General features: G+C 73.8%; 14 protein-coding genes. 7 read left to right on the top strand and 7 right to left on the bottom strand.

The features are described from left to right. Positions 1–181: 181 nt before the first annotated feature. Complete coding sequence (locus BUE44_RS16130) at positions 182–1489, top strand: MFS transporter (protein WP_073498777.1); 1308 nt, start codon at positions 182–184, stop codon at positions 1487–1489. 156 nt (positions 1490–1645) lie between these two features. Further along, the gene (locus BUE44_RS16125; RefSeq protein WP_073498775.1) at positions 1646–2125 is read left to right on the top strand and encodes a hypothetical protein; all 480 of its coding nucleotides are present in this window, start codon (positions 1646–1648) and stop codon (positions 2123–2125) included. A gap of 206 nt (positions 2126–2331) precedes the next feature. Here BUE44_RS16125 and BUE44_RS16120 read toward each other — a convergent pair whose 3' ends face one another. The 6 genes from BUE44_RS16120 to BUE44_RS16095 all read right to left on the bottom strand — a co-directional run bounded on the left by BUE44_RS16120 (position 2332) and on the right by BUE44_RS16095 (position 12166). Further along, complete coding sequence (locus tag BUE44_RS16120) at positions 2332–3279, bottom strand: NADP-dependent oxidoreductase (RefSeq protein ID WP_073498773.1); 948 nt, start codon at positions 3277–3279, stop codon at positions 2332–2334. A 261-nt stretch (positions 3280–3540) separates the two neighbouring features. Continuing rightward, positions 3541–3798: a hypothetical protein gene (locus tag BUE44_RS16115; protein WP_073498770.1), complete on the bottom strand. Its 258-nt coding sequence runs from the start codon at positions 3796–3798 to the stop codon at positions 3541–3543. A gap of 159 nt (positions 3799–3957) precedes the next feature. Continuing rightward, positions 3958–5352 (bottom strand): cysteine--tRNA ligase, encoded by a 1395-nt coding sequence (gene cysS, locus BUE44_RS16110; protein ID WP_073499013.1) that lies wholly within the window; start codon positions 5350–5352, stop codon positions 3958–3960. Positions 5353–5495: 143 nt separating this feature from the next. Continuing rightward, positions 5496–6944 carry a M1 family metallopeptidase gene (locus BUE44_RS16105; protein ID WP_073498768.1) on the bottom strand — a complete coding sequence of 483 codons (1449 nt, stop codon included), beginning with the start codon at positions 6942–6944 and terminating at the stop codon, positions 5496–5498. A 230-nt stretch (positions 6945–7174) separates the two neighbouring features. After that, on the bottom strand, positions 7175–8224 hold the full coding sequence (locus BUE44_RS16100; protein ID WP_073498766.1) for a helix-turn-helix domain-containing protein: 1050 nt from the start codon (positions 8222–8224) through the stop codon (positions 7175–7177). Between the two features lie 111 nt (positions 8225–8335). Next, positions 8336–12166, bottom strand: a complete 3831-nt coding sequence (locus tag BUE44_RS16095; RefSeq protein ID WP_073498764.1) for a S8 family serine peptidase — start codon at positions 12164–12166, stop codon at positions 8336–8338. Positions 12167–12558: 392 nt separating this feature from the next. On the opposite strand from BUE44_RS16095, the gene BUE44_RS16090 reads away from it, so the two are divergent. From BUE44_RS16090 to BUE44_RS16070, 5 genes are all read left to right on the top strand, one after another. Then, positions 12559–13881 (top strand): M48 family metallopeptidase, encoded by a 1323-nt coding sequence (locus BUE44_RS16090; RefSeq protein ID WP_079189787.1) that lies wholly within the window; start codon positions 12559–12561, stop codon positions 13879–13881. A gap of 67 nt (positions 13882–13948) precedes the next feature. After that, complete coding sequence (locus BUE44_RS16085; RefSeq protein ID WP_073498763.1) at positions 13949–14692, top strand: response regulator transcription factor; 744 nt, start codon at positions 13949–13951, stop codon at positions 14690–14692. After that, the gene (locus BUE44_RS16080; protein ID WP_073498761.1) at positions 14679–16817 is read left to right on the top strand and encodes a sensor histidine kinase; all 2139 of its coding nucleotides are present in this window, start codon (positions 14679–14681) and stop codon (positions 16815–16817) included. The genes BUE44_RS16085 and BUE44_RS16080 overlap by 14 nt, the downstream gene beginning before the upstream one ends. Positions 16818–16916: 99 nt before the next feature. Continuing rightward, positions 16917–17300 (top strand): hypothetical protein, encoded by a 384-nt coding sequence (locus tag BUE44_RS16075; protein ID WP_073498759.1) that lies wholly within the window; start codon positions 16917–16919, stop codon positions 17298–17300. A gap of 96 nt (positions 17301–17396) precedes the next feature. Continuing rightward, complete coding sequence (locus BUE44_RS16070; protein WP_073498757.1) at positions 17397–18047, top strand: class F sortase; 651 nt, start codon at positions 17397–17399, stop codon at positions 18045–18047. A gap of 109 nt (positions 18048–18156) precedes the next feature. On the opposite strand, the gene BUE44_RS16065 is transcribed toward BUE44_RS16070, so the two are convergent. Continuing rightward, complete coding sequence (locus BUE44_RS16065) at positions 18157–19002, bottom strand: hypothetical protein (protein ID WP_073498755.1); 846 nt, start codon at positions 19000–19002, stop codon at positions 18157–18159. Positions 19003–19008 lie beyond the last annotated feature (6 nt).

Genomic DNA, 19008 nt, shown 5'->3' with positions numbered 1-19008 from the left:
CTTCCGATCGAGCGTGAATCGCTCATGCACAGGGAGCGGCACTTCAGCGCACACTGCCCGGACGCGGACCGTCCCGGTGGGTGACCGGCTGCCGGCAGGTGTCGATCAGCGGTCGTCCCGTTCGTCGTTGCTACGGACCCGACGTCCGGGACCGCGGACGACCGCAGACGGAGGCGACATCGTGGACACGGTGGACAGGGGAAAGCAGGCGGCACGGCCGGTGGGAGCCGGGAGCGGACGGTGGCCGGCCACGGCCGTCTTCTTCCTCAACGGGCTCACACTGTCCACGTTCATCGCCCGGCAGCCGTCACTGAAGAGCGTGCACCACCTCTCGAACGGCCAAGTGGGCGTGCTGGGAATGCTGTTCGCCGTGTCGGCCATCGTGTGCATGCAGTTCGTCGGGCCGCTGGTGGCCCGGGTGGGCAGCCGGCCGGTGCTGCGGGTGTCGCTGGTCGTCATGCCGCTGCTGCTGGCGCTGGTCGGCCTGGCCGGCGGTTTCGGCGCGCTCGCTGCCGCGAGCATCGCGCTCGGCGCCGTGCACGGTACGACGGACGCCGCCATGAACGCGCACGCCGTCGCCGTCGAGCGGCGCGCCGGGCGGCGGATCCTCAGCGTCTGCCATGCCGCGTGGAGCGTCAGTGCCGTCGTGGCGTCCCTCGCGACGGCCGCGCTGTCCCGGGCCGGTGTCCCGCTCACCGCGCACTTCGTGGGGGCGGCGGTGGTGCTGGTCCTCGGCGGACTCGTCCTCGGCCCGCTTCTGCTGCCGGTAGGCGAGGACCGCCGCAGCGGTGCGGCATCGGCTTCGGCTTCGGCTTCGGCTTCGGCTTCGGCGCGAGACGGGGGCGAACGCAGCGCGGGCAGTGGCTGGAGCGGGGCGTTCGTGGCGCTCGGGCTCGCCGGTACGGCCCTGATGATCTGCGAGGGGGCCGCGCTCGGCTGGGGGCCGATCTTCCTCCACGACAGCCGAGACGTCTCGCTGGGCCTCGCCGCGACCGCCGTCACCGCCTACGCGGCGGGCCAGACGGCCGTACGCCTGGTCGGTGACCGCCTGGCCACCCGCTACGGCGCGCCGAAGGTGTTCCGCACCAGCGGGCTCGTCGCGGCCGCCGGGATGGGCGTGGCGGTGCTGGTGGCCGCACCGGTGGCCGCGGTCGCCGGGTTCGCCGTGATGGGCGCCGGGATGGCGGTGCTGCTGCCGCTGGCCTTCAGCGCGGTCGGCCAGGTGGAAGGGATGAGCACGGCGACCGCCGTGTCACGCTTCACCACCTTCACCTACACGGGAGTGCTGCTCGGCCCCGCAGCCGTGGGGTGGGCCGCCGAACTGACCGGCCTGACCCGGACCCTGGCCGCACTGCTCCCCGTGCTCCTGGCCGTCGCCCTCCTGACCCGGCTGCCGAACTCCCGGCCCCTCCCGGAGCCCGAGCCCACTCCCCCGGCCACCGACACCGACACCGACACCGACACCGCCGTAACGGCGGGCAGTCGGTGAGGTCCGCGTCGGCGGAGTCATCGCCCCGGAGCGGCCGCCGGACAGAGGACGGGGTGGCCGGAATTGCGAGGTCGATGTCGCGGTGGACGTCGCATACGCTGGGCGCGGCATCACAGCACCCTCTCGGCATCTCACCACGATCTCGGAGGTACGGCGATGAAGACGAAGACATCGAGAAGGCGGCGCGTCGCAGGCTTAGCCGCCGCGGCCGCGGCCGCGCTGGGCGGCCTCCTGGTGGCCCCCACCTCGGCACACGCCGCCTGGGGGACGACGTACACCCTCTCCATCCAGGACACCTACCAGTACCCGACCGGCACCGCGGTCCAGCTCGGCCACGTCGACGGTTGGGTGCAGTTCGACGACGGCGGCAACTCGTTCCGCTACTCGCTGACCGCGTGCCAGCAGTCCAGCTACACCCCGCCGAAGATCCAGGTCGCGGTGAACGCCGGCTACGTCGGGAACACCTGGCAGGAGACCGACCTGGACTACCTGTCGCTGCCCAGCGGGTGCAGCACCGTCACCGGCCAGGAGACGTACACCGACTACTGGAACGTCGCGTTCGTGCTCTACGGCGACACCTTCACCCCCGCGCACACCACGGTGAGCAAGAGGTGGGTGGGCGGCAACCCGTACTGAGGCGGGCCCTCGCGTCACCCCGTACCGCGGCGATGACCGCGGTTCGGTGTGAGCGGTGATTCACGCCCGGGATGCGCGCCGGCGCCTCGGAGGCGCCCCGCCGGTCCCCACCCCCGATCGGGATAGGGACCGGCGGTCCCTGCCCTTCCCGGGCGCCCACCCTCACGCCGTACGCACAGGGCCGTCGGCTCCCGAGCCGGGCGAGGTCAGGGCACGAGGACGATCTTGCCGTGGGTGCGGCGGCGTGCCAGGTCCTCGTGGGCTTCCTTGACCCGCTCCAGCGGATACGTCGCCACGATCGGGATGGTCAGGCGGCCGGACGCGACGAGGTCGGCCAGTTCGCCGAGCACCTCGGTCGAGGTGGCGGCGATGCCGCCCTCGTTCTTGGCGCCGTACTTCTTGGCGGCATCGACGGCGATGACCGTGTCGATCCGCTCCGGCGGGACTCCGAGGGCGATGGCGAGTTCGACGTATTCAGGGCCGAACAGGTCGATGAAGGCGTCGATCCCGTCGGGCGCGGCGGCGCGCAGCCGGTCTTCCAGGCCGTCGCCGTACGTCACCGGGGTGGCGCCCAGCGACGTGAGGTAGTCGGCGCTCGAAGCCGAGCCGATGCCGAGGACCGTGGCGCCCTTGAGCCGCAGCAGCTGCGTCGTCACCGTGCCGACCCCGCCGGCCGCCGCCGATACCGCGACGGTGTCGCCGCGGTCCGCGCCGACGGCCCGGACGGCGGCGTAGGCGGTGCAGCCGACGACGTAGAGGGAGCCGGCCACCTCCCAGCTCATCTCGCGCGGTTTGCGGATCAGCTGGGAGGCGGGGACGAGGATGTGGTCGGCGTGGCTGGCGCGGTCGTCGGACCAGCCCAGTACCTCGTCGCCCACGGCGAATTCCGTCACGCCGGGGCCGACGTCGCTGACCACGCCGGCCAGGTCGCTTCCCTCCCCGGAGGGAAAGGTGGCGGGGAAGATGTCCGCGAGGGCGCCGCTCCTGATTGCCGCCTCGCCGGGATTGACGGACGCCGCCCGCATCCGGACCACGACCTCGCCCTCGCCCGGCGTCGGGACGTCGACCTCCGCGACGTACAGGACGTCGAGGTCGCCGTAGTTGTCGAAGCGGACGGCCCGCGAGCGCTCAGGGCCGCTCTGCGCGCCGCTCACGACCGCACCGCCGTCGGGTTCCGGGTCATCGTGGCCTCCTGTGGGCGCTCCGGGCTGCGGAGCGTGGTCGGCGTCGGCTGGAGCCGCCCGCGAACCTTCCCGCGGGCGCCTCCACCGTCTCCTCGGCCATGTCGCGGTGTCCACCGGGACCCGCCAATCGGCGCAGCGCGTTCAGCACGGCGGGGGCCGTGCCGGGTCCTCACCCTGGCGGCGGCCTGCGGTCCCCCTCTAAGCCTGACGGGCGCGAGCCCAGGGCGGCGGCTACCGCCGGCGCGCTCTCGGCGCGTACGCGACGGCGACCAGGACCGCGCCCACGGCGAGCAGCAGGAGCGAGTGGATCCGCCAGCTGGCCACGACCAGCACGCCGCCGGCCCCCCACACCCGGGGGTGCCGCACCCTGCGTCCGCGCCACTGGGACGGCACGCGTCCGAGGACCAGCGCGTAGAGCCCGAGGGCTGCCACGGCGACGGCCACGACGAACATCCCCGCGTCCACGGCCACGACCAGCGCGTCGCCCATCGTCCGCCCTCCCCCGCCTCGATCCGCCGCGGTCCGCCGCGATCCGCCGCCTGGCCCGCGTCCGGTTCTCCGAGTAGGCAGTCCGAGGGCAGGGTCAGCGTACTGGCGCGCCGCGCCCGCCGGTCACCTGCCCCAGGAGCGGCGGCTCGTCCCGTACGGTCAGCCGCGCCGCGTCCAACGGGAGCCGGTGGGTGTGTCCTCGATCTCCAGGCCCGCCTGGAGGAGCTGGTCGCGAATCGCGTCGGCCGTCGCGTAGTCCTTGCGGGCCCGCGCGGCCTGCCGCTGTTCGAGTGCCAGCCGGACGAGCGAGTCCACCACCGGGTACATGTCGCCGCCGCGATCCTCCTCCAGAGCCCAGCGCGGGTCGAGCGGGTCCAGGCCCAGCACCGCGAGCATCGCCCGGACCTCGGACGCCCGGGCGGCCGCGGCCTCCTTGTCGCCGGCGGTGAGCGCGCTGTTGCCCTGCCGGACGGTGGTGTGCACGACGGCCAGTGCCTGCGGGACGCCCAAATCGTCGTCCATCGCCTCGGCGAAGGCCGGCGGCACCTCGGTCACCGGCTCCACAGGGCCGGCCTTGTCCGCGGCCCGCTGCAGAAATCCCTCGATCCGCGAGAAGGCGGCCTCTGCCTCGGCCAGGGCCTGCCCGCCGTACTCGATCGTGGACCGGTAGTGCGGGGTGCCCAGGTAGTAGCGCAGCACGATCGGGCGCCAGCGCTGCACCATGTCCGAGACCAGCACGGAATTGCCGAGCGACTTGCTCATCTTCTCGCCGCTCATGGTGACCCAGCCGTGGTGGACCCAGTAGTTGGCGAAGTCGTCGCCGTACGCCTTGGACTGGGCGATCTCGTTCTCGTGGTGCGGGAAGACCAGCTCGGTGCCGCCGCCGTGGATGTCGAAGGCGCGGCCGAGGTACTTGTGCGCCATCGCCGAGCACTCCAGGTGCCAGCCGGGCCGCCCGCGGCCCCACGGGGTCTCCCAGGACGGCTCGCCGGGCCTGGCGGCCTTCCACATCGCGAAGTCGCGGTGGTCGCGCTTGCCGGCCTCGACCTCGCCTTCGGCCGCGCGCAGATCGTCCAGCTCCTGGCGGGACAGCTCCAGATAGCCGGGAAAGGACCGCACGTCGAAGTAGACGTTGCCCTCGGCGACGTAGGCGTGGCCCCGCTCGATCAGGCCGCGCATCATGTCGACCATCTCGGGCACGTGGGCGGTCGCCCGGGGCGCGTTCGACGGCGGCAGGCAGCCGAGCACCTCGTAGCCGGTGGCGAACGCGCGCTCGTTCTCGTACCCGATCGCCCACCAAGGCCGTTGCTCCGCGGCCGATCTGGCGATGATCTTGTCGTCCACGTCGGTGACGTTGTGCACGAGTGTCACCTGGTTGCCGCGGTATGTCAGCCACCGGCGCAGGATGTCGAAATTCAGTCCCGACCTGATGTGCCCGATGTGCGGTGCCGCCTGCACGGTGGCGCCGCACAGGTAGATCGAGACGCGACCGGGTACGAGCGGGACGAAGTCACGAATCCGGCGTGCGCCGGTGTCGTACAGGCGAAGGGTCACGGCCCGATCGTACTGGCCGCGACCGACGCGTGAATCGGTGAACTGCGCTGCGCCGCACGGCAGTTGGCGCCACATCACCACACCGGCCGCGGACGGGGCGCCCGCACGGTTCGCAGGGGCCCCGCCGCTCGCCGGGGTGCCGACTACGGCTGGGCGGGCTTGCCCGCCGTGTACAGCCAGGTGTGGAAGAGGCCGTCGAGGTTCTTGCCGGAGACCTTCTCGCTGAGCGCCGTGAACTGGGCGGTGGTTCCGTTGCCGTAGCGGTGGCCGCGGGCCCAGGTCTTCAGGATGGTGAGGAAGTCGGTGTCACCGACGGCCGTGCGCAGCTTCTGGAGGGTCATCGCGCCGCGCGTGTAGACGGGCGAGTCGAAGATGTTCGCTCCCTCGCCGGGATCCGCGGTCGGGAAGGCCCACAGGCTGCTGGCGGCCGGGCGGGCGTAGTAGGCGTCGAAGGTGGCCTGGGCGCTCCGGCCGCCGTGCTGCTCCTCCCAGAGCCATTCCGCGTAGGTGGCGAAGCCCTCGTTGAGCCATATGTCCTGCCAGCTGGTCAGGCTCACGGAGTCGCCGAACCACTGGTGCGCGATCTCGTGGACGACCGTGTCGACGTCCGGCGCGCTGTCGTAGAGCGGCCGCGTCTGCGTCTCCAGGGCGTAGCCCACGTCCGGGGCGTGGTCGACGATGGCACCGGCCGCCGAGAAGGGATAGGAGCCGAAGATGCCGCTCTCCCAGTCGAGGATCGCCGGGATCCGGGCCAGTGCCGGTGCGGCGTCGGCCGCCTCGCGGGGATCCACCGCGTTGTAGACGGGGATGCCCGAGGCGGTGGTGTACCGCTGGACGTCGAACTTCCCGATCGTGGCGGTGGCGAGATAGGCGGCCATGGGCTGGGCCTGGCACCAGCGGAAGGTGGTCTTGCCTCCCTTGGTCCGCTGTGACGTCAGCACGCCGTTGGCGACCGCGGTGTATCCGGCGGGCACAGTGATCGTGAAGCTGTACGAAGCCTTGTCCAACGGGTGGTTGTCGGCGGCGAACCAGGACATGGCGCCCTGGGGCTCACCCGCGACGAAGGCGCCGTCGTCGGTCTGGATCCAGCCGTCGGGGGAACCGTCCGGGTCCGTGACGTCCTGCGGTATTCCGCCGTAGGAGACGTCGACCCTGAAGCTCTGCCCCTTCCTGAGCGGCTTTCCCGGCGTGATGACCAGTTCCTGTCCCTCACGCGTCCATCGGGCCGTGCGTCCGTTCACCCGCACGCTGCGCACGGTCAGCCCGGACAGGTCGAGGTCGAACCTGGTGAGCTGCTGGGTGGCGCGTGCGGTGATCGTCTCGGTGCCGTCCAGCCGCTGCGTGGCCGGGTCGTAGGCGAGGCCCAGGTCGTAGTGCCCGGTGGTGTAGCCGCCGTTGCCCGAGAGCGGGAAGTACGGGTCGCCCTGCCCCGCTGCCCCGCGGCCGTCCGGGGCCGCGGCCTCGGCGGAGCTCCCGGTCGTCAAGCCGGCGGAGGTCACCGCGAGGAGCGCCACCGCGGTGCCCAGGATTCGGGTGCGGGCGGATTTCCGGCGCGGGCGGGCGGCGGAGACCTCCGCGTGGGCAGCGAGCATGGGCACTCCTGGAACGAGGCGGGTCCATCACATGATCACATCACTGCGGCCACACTGTATGGCTCGGCTCTCCCCGCGACAAGGCGCGCAAGACGCCGGAAGCGCCGGAGGCGACCGGAGCGACCGCGTACGTCACTCCCCCGACGGCTGCCCGGCCGCGGGAGGACCCGGCACGCCCCTGCGCCGGCCCCGTCCTCGACGGCGTCCTCCGCGACGAGGCGGGCGGCGGCTCAGGCCCAGCCCTTGCGGGCGGCGATCCAGCCGAGCTGGATGCGGCTCTCGGCTCCCGCCTTGAGCATGAGTTCGCCGATACGCCGCTGTACGGTGCGCCGGGAGACGCCGAGTTGGCTTGCCGCGGCCTGGTCGGTCAGCCCGGCGAGCACCAGGTTCAGCACCCGGGCGTCGAGCGGGTCGATGGCGTCGGGGCGGGCCTCGGTGACCGCGTCGCCGATCATGTTCAGCGACAGGGGGTAGGCCTGCTCCCAGGCCAGCTCGAAGTAGGCGATGAGCGCCTCGAGAAGGCCGCCCGCGTGCACCAGGACCGAGGCCGCCGCGGTGTTGCGGCCGGGGAGCAGGGGCAGCATCGCCAGCTCGCGGTCGGCGATCATGAACTTCACCGGCACCACGTCGGTGACGCTGACCCGCTGCCCGGCGGCGAGCGCCGCCAGCGCCTGGGCGACCATGCCCGGCTCGTGCAGCGCGTCGCGCTGCACGATGGTGCGGTAGAGCACCCCGCGGCGCACGCCGGACTCCTCGGCGGCGTTGGTGCGCGGCGGGACGACGCTCAGCTCGGGCACCATCATCGATCGCACCTCGTGCCGTGCGGACTCCTGCAGCTGGGTGAAGCGGTGGCGGACGGCCTCGACGTCGGTGATCACCTCGACCACGCTGCCGCCGGCCGTCGCGGCCCGGTGCTGGTCGGCCAGCACGAGCAGGTCGAGTTCCGCCGCACGCAGCTCGTCGCGCCGGGCACGCAGGACCCCGCCCAGCGCGACCGCGGGCGGCGCGGCGGTGAAGACCGTCGGCATTCCATGGGCGGATCCGGCCGCCTCTGCCACCTCTGCCACCTTTACCGCCTCTGCCGCCTCTGCCGCCTCTCCCGCGCCGGGCGACTCGGCCACGGCCAGGCCGCGTTCGACCAGCGCGGCCAGCAGCCGCAGCACCTCGGCGGGGGCCCGCCCCGACTCCGCCGCGAGGTCCAGGGCGTGGGCTTTGGCGCGGGCGACGAGAAGGCGGTAGATCTCCTCCTCCTCGCGGGCAAGACCGAGCGCGGCGAGCATGGGACCCCCTGGCGGGCAAAACGGGAAGTCCCTGGAGGATACGGAGGCCGCCCGCCGGCGCGACACCGGGTCCCGGCGGCCTCCCTATCCCGTCGTCCTCCCCTCATCCGGTCACTTCAGGCCGTAGGCCCGCGTCACCTCCTGGGTGATGCGGTTGCCGGCGTCGTCCCAGACCTGCGCCTTGAGCGACACGAAGCCGTGGCGGGGCGCGTCGTAGCGGGCGGTCCAGTTGCCGCGGCCGGTCCTGCCGAGGGTGACCGGGTGCCAGCTGCGGCCGTCGTCGTACGAGACCGCCAGCGTCGCGCCCGCGATCCGGCCCGCACCCGCGGCGTCCGGCAGGTGGCTGCCGGTGAGCCGCAGCGTCTGCCTGCCACCGCGGGCGTCGCCGGCGAGGTCGGTGTCGACGGCGTAGTCGAGCTGGAGGAGCGCCATGCGGTCGATCTCCATCGGGTCGGTCACCGGGTCGGACTTCACCTGCCAGACGGTGTGCGTGCGGGGCGACAGGCGGTAGGCGGCCGGGTCGCGCTGGGCGCTCAGGTCGAGGGTGTACGTGGACGGCGTCGTCGGGATCGGGTAGAGGGTCGCCGACGGCCATGCCGAGGTCTCGACCAGCCGGCCGTCCTGGAACACCTTGAACTGTTGCGTGGCGGTGCCGTCCAGCATGGTGCCGCCGCGGCTCGCCCCGCTGCCGCTGTCCGTCCAGGGCTGGATGTTGATGGACAGGAAGCCCTGCTGCCGCTCCGACCACCAGTAGCCGCCGCCGTTGCGCGGGTGCACGACGGGGGCGAACCAGTCTCTGGTCACCCGGCTGCCCGCCTTGTACGCGGTGATGGCGCCGTTGGACTCCCACTCCAGGTCAGGTCCCGTGACGGCGTCCTCCGCCCAGGTGGTGCCGGGTTGCGCCGACAGGTAGTCGGTGCGGGTGCCGGGCATGTCGATGCGCAGCGGGAAGCCGACCGCGTAGGTGCGGTACGGCCGGTAGTCCCAGCGGAATTCGCCGCTGGGGTAGGAGGTGGCGCCGTGGAAGCGCATCTCCACGGTGGCCAGCTCGGACGGGCGCGGACGGTAGGTCAGCCCGGTGCTCGGGATGCGGCCCGGGTGCGGGTCGGCCAGGTCGTAGACGTACGGCGAGTTCGGCACGCCCCTGGCTGCCAGCCGCAACTTGCCCTGCCGGGCCTGGGCGATCAGCGGTGCGCCCTCGCGTGCGGTGACCGAGACCACCGGGACGGCGCTGTAGCCGCCCGCGTCGGTGCCGACCCACTCCAGCAGCTTGCCGGGCGTGTCGTCGACCTCGACCAGCAGGGCCGCGCCGGCGTCGGCGGCGGCCTGTGCCCGCTGGGAGCCCGTGAGTGCGTCCGAGCGGCTCACCAGGACGGCCTTGCCCTCGGCCTTGAGCCCTGCGTAGTCCGCGGGGGCCCCGGCGCCCGCGTACACGGTGTCCAGTCGCCTGGTGCCGTCGTAGAGCGCGGACGCGCCCTGGCCCAGGACGGTGAGCGGTTTCCCGTCGTGGGTCAGCGTCAGCAGGGGGTACGCCTTGCGCCACCGGGTCTCGTACTCGAAGGTGCCGTGGCTGACCTGCCGGGTGGGGAGCACGAACATGCTGTCGTACGTGGGCGGCAGCAGGTACTGCACGTCCATGGTGCTGACCCCGCCGTCGGAGCGGTGCCAGTCCATGTACAGCATCCGGTCCTCGGTCGTGCGCGGGACCTGCGCGGTGACCTCGCGGGCCTTGCTCGCGTCGAGGACCATCTGCCGGTCCTGGTCGAGGGCGATCTCCGGGTCGCCCATCAGTGCCATGCCCAGCGAGTCCGGGCCGTGGCTGCCGGCGACGTCGAGGTAGGTCAGGGCGCTGTACGTGCCCGCGCGCAGCCGCACCGTGAGCCGGCCGGAATTCCCCACCTGGAAGAGCTGCGGGTCGGCGTCGGTGCCGAACTCCTGGAGCTCGACCAGGCCCGCCGCGGGCTTGCCCGAGCGATCCTTCAGGACGATGTCCAGCGAGTGGCGCTCGTCCTCCTTGTACAGGCCGACCTGGGTACGCGCCCGCACCGCGCCGGAGGCGTCGGTCGCGGTGATCCCGCCCAGGTAGCGGCGGCCCGCCGCGCCGAGTTGCGGCCGCGCGGTGGCGGTGACGTGGGCCGAACCGTGCGCGGGCACGGTGACCGAGCCGCCGGAGAGGGCGAACACACCGTCCGGGGCGGGGGTGCCCGCGTCGGCGCCCGGGTCCACGTCGTACGGTCCGCCGGCCACGGAGGCGCTCAGCGAGAGCTTCAGGACCACCGGGGCGTCACCGCTGTTGCTGTACGTCACCGTGCGGTCGACCGCGGCCTGGTCGTCGTGCGGCCAGCCGTCGAAACCGAAGTACGCCGAGCCGGTCGCGGTCAGCGACGCGTGCAGCGACGCGGCCACGTCGACCCGGCCCGCGCCGACCTGGTAGGCCGTGTAGTCCGGGAGCGACTTCGACGTGCTCATCAGCGCGTCCTTGAGCCGCGGCGCCGTCCAGTCCGGGTGCTCCTGGGCCAGGATCGCCGCTGCCCCGGCCACGTGCGGCGTGGCCATCGACGTGCCGCTCATGGTCTGGTACCAGCCGGTCTCCGCGGTACCGCCGGCCTTGGCGGCGAGGATGTCGACGCCGGGGGCGGCGATGTCCGGCTTGAGCGCGTAGTCGCCGAAGCGCGGTCCGCGGGTGGAGAAGTCGGCCAGCTGGTCGCCGGAGTCCACCGCGGCCACCGTCAGTGCGGAGTCGGCGGTGCCCGGGGCGCTCATCGTCCCCTCGGCGCCGGTGTTGCCTGCCGCGACCACGAACAGCGCGCCGCTCTGCGCGGACAGCCGGTCGACCGCCTGGCTCATCGGGTCGGTGCCGTCGCTGGGGTCCGAGCCGCCGAGGCTCATGCTGACCACCCTGGCGCCCTGGCCCACCGCCCACTCCATGCCGGCGATCACCCAGGAGTCGTCACCCGAGCCCTCGTCGGAGAGCACCTTGCCGACCAGCAGGTCGGCGCCGGGCGCCACGCCCTTCTCCGCGCCGCCCGAGGCGGCGCCGCTGCCGCCCACAGTGGAGGCGGTGTGGGTGCCGTGGCCGTTGCCGTCCTCGGTGGTCTCGCCGGGGACGAAGCTGACGGACTTGCTCACCCGGCCTGCCAGGTCCGGGTGGTGGGAGTCGATGCCGGTGTCCAGCACGGCGACCTTGACGCCCTTGCCGTCGTCGCCCGCGGCCCAGGCGGCGGGCGCGCCGATCTGCGCGGTGCTGTCCTGCAGGTCGGCGCGGACCTTGCCGTCCAGCCACACCTTGGACAGCCCGTCGCCCAGCACCGGTGCCGCGGGGGCGCCGGTGGCCGTGGCGGTCGGGGTCGCGGCCGGGGCGACGGAGGTCCACAGTTGCCGCGCCTGCTTCTTCGCGGCCCTGACGACGGTTCCGTCGATGCTCGGCAGCGACCGCACCCGGGTGCTGCCGCGGGGTACGGCACGTGACGCCGGCGGCTGCGCCGCTCCCCGGCGGTAGCCGAGGATCAGCGGGATGGCGTCGCTGTGCTGGTCGTCGTAGCCCTGCTCGATGAGTGACGTGACGTCGAAGAGCCGGCGGTCGAGCCGGTCGGCGGCCAGATAGGGCATCGCCTCGTCGGGGTAGACGTACAGGTCGCCGTTGACGACCTCGGTCCGTGCTCCTCCGGTGGCGCCGTGCGGGCGGGTGATGTCGACGGACCGGGGGCCGTTGTCGGGGCCGGAGACCCGCACGACGTCGCCGGTGAGCAGGGTGACGGTGTGCGAGGTGGCCGCGTGCGGGGTGCCCGCCGCGGGGGTCCCGGACGCCGGGGCCGCCGCGGGGGTGTCCGCCGCCGCCGGTCCGGCCGGACCGGTCAGCGTCGCGAGAACGGCGAAGAGGGTGGCCGCCGTTGCCGTGGCTGCCCGCCGGCCGTGTCTGCGGGGAGGTATGAGAAAGATCATGCGCCGGTCCTACCGGCCGCCGGCGGCGGAAGGGAACAGCGTTCCGCTGGCACGAAAGCGCCACGTCTCACATGTGCCAGGGCGGCCCTGCCGGTGATCTCAGGAGGCCTGGTGGGCGGGGCGGCTTCCGGAGGGTACGGCAGCCGGCGGACGAGCGATCACGACCCGCGCGAAGTCCGTCCGCGTGCGCGGCAGTCGGGCGGCGCGCAGGCCCGTCCGATCCTGCCGCGGCGGCACGCCTCGTACCGTACGTGCCCCGGTCAGTGGCCTTCCCGTGGCCCGCTGTTGCCGGGGTGGAGCGGTCGTCCCGACCGCGTCCTCCAGGACCGCGCCGGACGGTAAGCTGCCGCGATCCGCGGCCGGTCGGGCGGCGAACCGTCCTGGGGGGACACATGAGCCACGACGCTGCCGCCGCACCGGCGCACGTACCGGACAAGCCGGGCGTACCGGAGCGGGAATGCCCCGAGTGCGGCGCGATGACGCCCGCCGATCCGCGTTTCGTGGTGTGGTGCGCGGGTTGCGGCTGGAACGCCGACCCGCTGCCTCCCGAACCGCCGCAGGGCCGGCTGCAGGGCCGCCGGCGCCGGACCGCCGCCCGCTACGGCGAGCAGCTGTACGCGGAACTGGCCCGCAGCGGGCCGGGCGCCCCGCGCCTGGACGCCTCCGGGGTCGCTGCGCACGTCCTGGCCTGGGCGGTGCATCTGAGCACGGTCGCCGTCGCCGTCGCCGGGGTCCTGCTGATCACGACGGGCGGGGCCTTCGCCCTCCAGGTGCTGCTGGGGGCCGTCCTGCTGCTGGTGGTCGTGTCGCTGCGGCCACGGCTCGGGCGGTTGCCGAAGGACGCCGTCACGCTTCGCCGGGACACCGCGCCCGGCCTGTACGCGCTGCTCGACCGGATCGCCGCCGAGAGCGGCACCCGGCCGGTGGACGTCGTGGTGCTGGACGCCTCCGTGAACGCGGGCGTGACCGAGTACGGGCTGCGTCGGCGCCGGCTGCTGGTGCTCGGCCTGCCGCTGTGGCACATGCTCGGCCCCCAGCAGCGCGTCGCCCTGCTCGGGCACGAGTTCGGGCACTACGCCAACGGCGACCAGCGGCGCGGCCTGGTCGTCGGCACCGCGCTCACCACCCTCGGCACCTGGCACCACGTGCTGCGGCCGAGCGGGCAGCGCGGCCGGCCCGTCGTGCAGATCATCGCGGACCTGATCATGGTCCCGCCGTGGCTGTTCGTCCTCGGGCTGCTGCACCTGCTCGACCACTTCACCCTGCGGGCGACCCAACGCGCCGAATACCGGGCCGACCTGATCGGCGCCCGGATCGGTTCGGGCGCCGCGGCAGCCGAGTGCACCGACGAGTTGCTGCTGGCCGAGTCGGTCGACCGGGAGCTGCGCCGCCAGGCGGTGCTGGCCCGTACCAGGACCCGCGCCAGCGATCGGGAGGACGCCGCGGCCGGGCTGTGGGGCCGCCTCGCCGACCACGCGCGGGACATCCCCGCGCGCGAGCGGGAACGGCTGCGCCGGGTCGCCGAACTGCGCGGCCACAGCACCGACTCCACCCACCCGCCCACCCACCTGCGCCGCGCGCTGCTGCTCGACACCGCGAGGGACCTTCCCGCCGCGGTCACCCTCGACGCGGCGGGGGCGGCGGCGATCGACGCCGAGATCGCTCCCGCGGCGCGGCAGGCGGCACGTTGGACGCTGCGTGACCTGCACCTGTGACCCGTACGGCCAGCGCGGCGGGTCGGCCCGGCGGACCCGGGTGGGGCGGGCGGCTACCCTCGACCGCGTGTGCGCAGACATCATGGTGGCCGAGGACGACGCGAAGCAGGCCGAACTGATACGCCGTTACCTCGAGTACGAGGGGCACACGGTCACCGTCGTCGAGGACGGCCGGGCCGCTCTCGACGAGCTTCGGCGCAGGGAGCCCCACCTGCTGCTGCTCGACGTGATGATGCCCAGGGCCGACGGCCTGGACGTAGTGCGGATCCTGCGTGCCGAGCGCCGGGAGGTGCCGGTGCTGATGCTCACCGCCCGCAGCACCGAGGACGATCTGCTGCTCGGCCTCGACCTCGGCGCCGACGACTACATGACCAAGCCGTTCAGCCCCCGCGAGCTGATGGCCAGGGTCCGTACGCTGCTGCGCCGCCGTCGCGGGTCTGACGGCTCCGGTCCGGGGCCCGCGCCCGTCGACGTTGAGGACGAGGCGCTGTCGGTGGGCGCGCTGAGAGTCGACCCGGCGCGGCACGAGGTGTCGGTGGGCGGCACTCCGGTCGACTGCACGCCCGGCGAGTTCCGGATCCTCGCCGCGATGGCGGCCGAGCCCGACCGGGTCTTCACCAGGCAGCGCCTGCTGGAGGAACTGCACGGCTTCGAGAAGTACATCAGCGACCGCAGCGTCGACGTGCACATCATGCATCTGCGCAAGAAGATCGAGCCCGTTCCGCGCCGGCCGGCGCGGCTGCTCACCGTGTTCGGCGTCGGCTACAAGCTGACGGACCCCGCCAGGAACGTACGCCGTGCGTCGTCGTGACGCGCCGGCGCGGGCGCGGCTGGCGCTGCGCAAGAGCCTGCTCGGCCGGCTGCTGACCGTCTCGGCGCTGGTGGCCCTGTGCTCGGTCGCCGCCACCGCGTGGCTCGCCGTGCAGACGACCTCCGGCGCGATCCGCCAGGAGCAGAGCCAGAGCCTCAGCGCCGACGCCAAGATCTACAACGTCCTGCTGGGGTACGCGGCCACCCACCCGGGCTGGGACGGCGTCGGCGGCACCGTCATGGAGCTGGCCCGGCAGTCGCAGCGCCGGATCGCGCTGACCACCCAGGACCGGCACCCGCTCTTCGACTCGGCCGCCGGCCCGTCCGGCGGCGCCACGGCGGACCCGCTGCCGGCGCAGTCCTCCGCGGTCATCGACCCGCTGTCCGTCGACACCGCGCTCGTGCCCGACGCGGACGCGACCGGCGCGGACCGCGTCGATCCGCGCGCGGTGGGCCCGTTCCTGCTCCCCGCGAAGGAACGCGCGCAGCTGCGGCGGACCGCCGCGGACAGTGTGGACTGCCTGGGCAGGATGGGCATCGCGGCGGACATCGTGCAGGGCGCGAGCGGCCGGCCCCGTATCCGCTTCGTCAGCGACTCCACCGACGCCTACCAGGCGGACAGGTGCAGGAACACCGCGACGGACGCCCCCACCGCGACCGAGAAGACGGCCCTGCGCGGCCTCGGCCTGCTGGCCGACGCCTGCCTGAAACGCCAGGGCCGTACGGGCGTGACGCTGAAACTGAACCCCGACCTGTCCTGGGACCGGGGATTCGGGAGCCCCGCCACCGGCACGAAGCCGAGCGCGGTGCCCGCGTCCGACGACAGGGCCGCCGCCGCCAGGAAGAAGGCCGCGGATCAGTGGCCGGCAGACGCGCAATCGGTCAAGGCGACGGCCGACGGGCGCCCGGGCCCGCTCGCCGAACCCGTGCCCGCCGTCCGCGACAGCGCGGACGACCGGGCCATCGCCTCCTGCGTGGACAGCGCGCGCCGCGAACAGCTCACCGCCTATGTCGCGGCGCCCGCGCTGCTGTTCATCGACTCCCCGGCCGCGGTCAGCGTGCCCGGGTTCGACCTGTCGCCGTCGAACACCGCCCGGATCGCCGGGGCCACCGCGCTCGTGCTGCTGCTCACCATCGGGGTCTCCGTGATCGCCGGTGTCCGGCTCGTACGCCCGCTGCACGCCCTCACCGGCGCCGCTCAGCGGATGCGGGACGGCCTCGAGTCGGCGCCCGTGCCCGTCGGGGCCGACAACGAGATCGGACGGCTGGCGGCGACCTTCAACGACATGGCCCTGCACCGCTCCCGCCTCGAAGAGCAGCGCAAGGTCATGGTCGGCGACATCGCCCACGAGCTGCGCACACCGCTGAGCAACATCCGCGGCTGGCTGGAGGCGGCGCAGGACGGCCTGGCCGACCCGGACCCGGCGTTCGTCGCGTCGCTGCTGGAGGAGGCGGTGCAGTTGCAGCACATCATCGACGACCTGCGGGATCTCGCGGCGGCCGACGCGGGCGCGCTGCGCCTGCACCCGGAACCCGTACGCATCGACGACCTCCTCGGCCAGGTCGCCGCGGCGCACCAGGCGCGGGCCGAGGCCGCGGGCGTCTCGCTCACCGTCTCCCCGGGGGAGCCCGGGGTCCCGCGGCCGCCGCTGTTCGACGCCGACCCGGTCCGGCTGCGCCAGGCCGTGAGCAACCTGGTCTCCAACGCCATACGCCACACCCCGCCCGGCGGCGCGGTGACCCTGCGGGCGTACGTCAGCGGTTCCGTCAGCGGTTCCGTCACCGCTTCCGCGGGCGGGGCGGAGGAGACGGGCCGGGGGGACGGAGGGGACGGGAAGGAGGACCGGGCCGGCAGCGGGAAGGAGGTGGTCGTGGAGGTGGCCGACACCGGCAGCGGTATCCCGGCGCAGGACGTCCCATACGTCTTCGACCGCTTCTGGCGTGCGGAGAAGTCCCGTACGCGCACCACCGGCGGCAGCGGCCTGGGCCTGGCGATCGTGCTCAAGCTCGCCGAGGCCCACGGCGGCACGGCGAGTGTGGTGAGCGTCGCGGGGCAGGGCTCGGTCTTCACCGTGCGGCTGCCGGCGGCGGCGAACGGCCCTGATGCGATCAGCATGACTTCCTGACAACTTCCTCACACCCGGTTGCCAGGGTGGGGCCACGCCCGGAAAGCGGGTGCCACCCGGCATCCGCTCACCACCTGCCGGGCGGGAACTGGAGTCCCCATGCCCCACCACCTCCGCCTGCGCGCCGCGGTCCTGACCGCCGTCGCGTCCGGCGCGCTCCTCGTCCCGGCGACCGCGGCCCTCGCCTCCGGCGCGGCGCCGAAGCCCGTGGCCTCGGCCCCGGCGACGGCACGCGACCAGGCCGCCCAGGCCCCCAAGACGCAGGCCTCGGCGACGCCGCGCGACCAGGCCGCCGCCAAGGCCAAGGCGCAGGACGACAAGGCGGCCCCGCGGGGCGGTGTCGCCGCGGGCGAGGCGCCCGCCGCGAGCAGCGGCAGCGGCGTCAGCACCGCCCTCGTCACCTCGGCGGCCGGCGCCCTCCTGCTCGCGGGAGCCGGCACGGTCGTCCTGCGCCGCCGCTCCGCCGACCGGCGTCTCGGCTGATCGAACGCAGCACCCGCCGTCCCGGCACGTCGGTGGCGCCGCCCATGGCAGGGCGGCGCCACCGCGTCCCCGACCCGCCCAGCTCTGGATCCTGTTGTGTCCTCCGCCCAGCCTCAGGTACGGCGCCCGCGCACCCGGGCGGCCGTCGCGGGCCTCGCCCTCGCCGTGTCCGCGGTCCTCACCGTGCTCACCGGCTGCTCGTCCGCACCATCCGGCACGACCGCTCCGACGGCCCCGCGGACTCCGCCTGCCACTGCCGTCGCCTCGGGCAGGGCCGCGACCGCCGCTCCCCCCGTCCGGCACCCCGCGGCCCCCGTCAAGGTCGCGATCCCCTCGATCGGGGTCTCCGCTCCCCTGATGGGGCTCGGTCTCCAGGCGGACGGCACCCTCGAAGTCCCGCCGCCCGACAAGGGGATGACCGCCGGCTGGTACACCGGCGGCCCGGTGCCGGGTGACGCCGGCCCCGCCGTCATCGTCGGCCACAACTCCACGCGCTACGGCAAGGCCGTCTTCCACGACCTGAAGCACATCGCCAAGGGCGCGGACATCACCGTCACCAACGCCCGCGGCCAGTCCGCGCACTTCACCGTCACGGCCGTCGAGAGCGTCAGCAAGAAGTCCTTCCCGACCCAGAAGGTCTACGGCCCCACCACCGCCCACGCCCTGCGGCTGATCACCTGCGACGGTGCCTTCGACGCCCACGGCCACCCCGTGGACAACCTCGTCGTCTACGCGACGCTGAACTGAGCTGCCGCGTCGCTCGCCCGGCCGCGCGCAGGCGGGGACGGGGGTCCCAGCCCGCGGAAGGCGGCCTGTTCGGCGGCGGGCGATCCCGTCCGCCGCGAATGCCGCCGCCTCAGCGCCGCCGCGCCGCCCGGTAGGCCAGCCCCCGCGTGAGGGCGTCCCGCACGCTCGCCTTGAGGTGCCGGGCCCACGGCGGGCCGGTCTCACCGCGCATGTCGCTCCAGCAGGCGAGGGCGTAGCCGAAATCCGCCGGGCTCAGGTAGCCCATCCGGTAAAGCGGCTCGTCCCCGCGGCCGGTGAGCATCCGGTCGGTGAGCTCGCCGACCGGCGTCACCGAATACCCGGCCGCCTTCACGTAGTCGTCGGCCGCGTTGGCCGACAGGACGCCCATGCCGAGGTGGACGGTCACCAGGTCGGTGAGCCGCTCCTCCTCGGCGTGGGAGATGCCCAGCCCCGTGGCGCGCCGCTCGCCGATCAGCCGGGCGTGCGCCAGTTCGTGCGCGACGAGCCCCGTGAAGGAGTCCGGCCGGGCCGCCACCCGGCGGTCCAGCTCGATCACCGCCCGGCCGAGCACCTTGCGGTATTCACCCACCTGATGCCGCCGGTGCTGGACCTTTTCCGGGGACTCCACCAGCAGCACATGGATGCCGGAGACGTTCGCGCCCATCACCGCGCCGACCCGCCGTACCAGCAGCTCGGCCTGTTCCTGCGTGCCCGTGAAGCCGGCGGGCGCGAACCCGGGGAGGGCGATCTCGCGGCGCGGCGCCGCGGGCCCGAACTCCTCGGCGCACCACCGCAGCCACCGCTCGGTCCAGGCCCGCTGGTCCTCCGGTACGGGGCACGTCCCCGGAGGGTCGGTCCGCAGCCAGGGTTTCGGCCCCGTCGTACTGATCCCGCCCGGCCGCCGGTCCCCACCGCGCAGCCAGTCCGACATCGGGCCCGGCACCCATCCGCCCATGACGCC

The organism is Actinacidiphila paucisporea (assembly GCF_900142575.1).
Classification (GTDB): Bacteria; Actinomycetota; Actinomycetes; order Streptomycetales; family Streptomycetaceae; genus Actinacidiphila; species Actinacidiphila paucisporea.
Note: the sequence above shows the minus strand (reverse complement) of the source record. Positions and strands in the feature narration are given on the sequence as shown.

What these genes read in the sequence shown, in the direction of transcription:
- BUE44_RS16105 (WP_073498768.1), bottom strand. Translation starts at nt 6,944, where the DNA reads ATGCTCGCTGCCCACGCGGAGGTCTCCGCCGCCCGCCCGCGCCGGAAA.
- BUE44_RS16115 (WP_073498770.1), bottom strand. Translation starts at nt 3,798, where the DNA reads ATGGGCGACGCGCTGGTCGTGGCCGTGGACGCGGGGATGTTCGTCGTG.
- BUE44_RS16065 (WP_073498755.1), bottom strand. Translation starts at nt 19,002, where the DNA reads ATGGGCGGATGGGTGCCGGGCCCGATGTCGGACTGGCTGCGCGGTGGG.
- BUE44_RS16125 (WP_073498775.1), top strand. Translation starts at nt 1,646, where the DNA reads ATGAAGACGAAGACATCGAGAAGGCGGCGCGTCGCAGGCTTAGCCGCC.
- BUE44_RS16090 (WP_079189787.1), top strand. Translation starts at nt 12,559, where the DNA reads ATGAGCCACGACGCTGCCGCCGCACCGGCGCACGTACCGGACAAGCCG.
- BUE44_RS16075 (WP_073498759.1), top strand. Translation starts at nt 16,917, where the DNA reads ATGCCCCACCACCTCCGCCTGCGCGCCGCGGTCCTGACCGCCGTCGCG.
- BUE44_RS16095 (WP_073498764.1), bottom strand. Translation starts at nt 12,166, where the DNA reads ATGATCTTTCTCATACCTCCCCGCAGACACGGCCGGCGGGCAGCCACG.
- BUE44_RS16100 (WP_073498766.1), bottom strand. Translation starts at nt 8,224, where the DNA reads ATGCTCGCCGCGCTCGGTCTTGCCCGCGAGGAGGAGGAGATCTACCGC.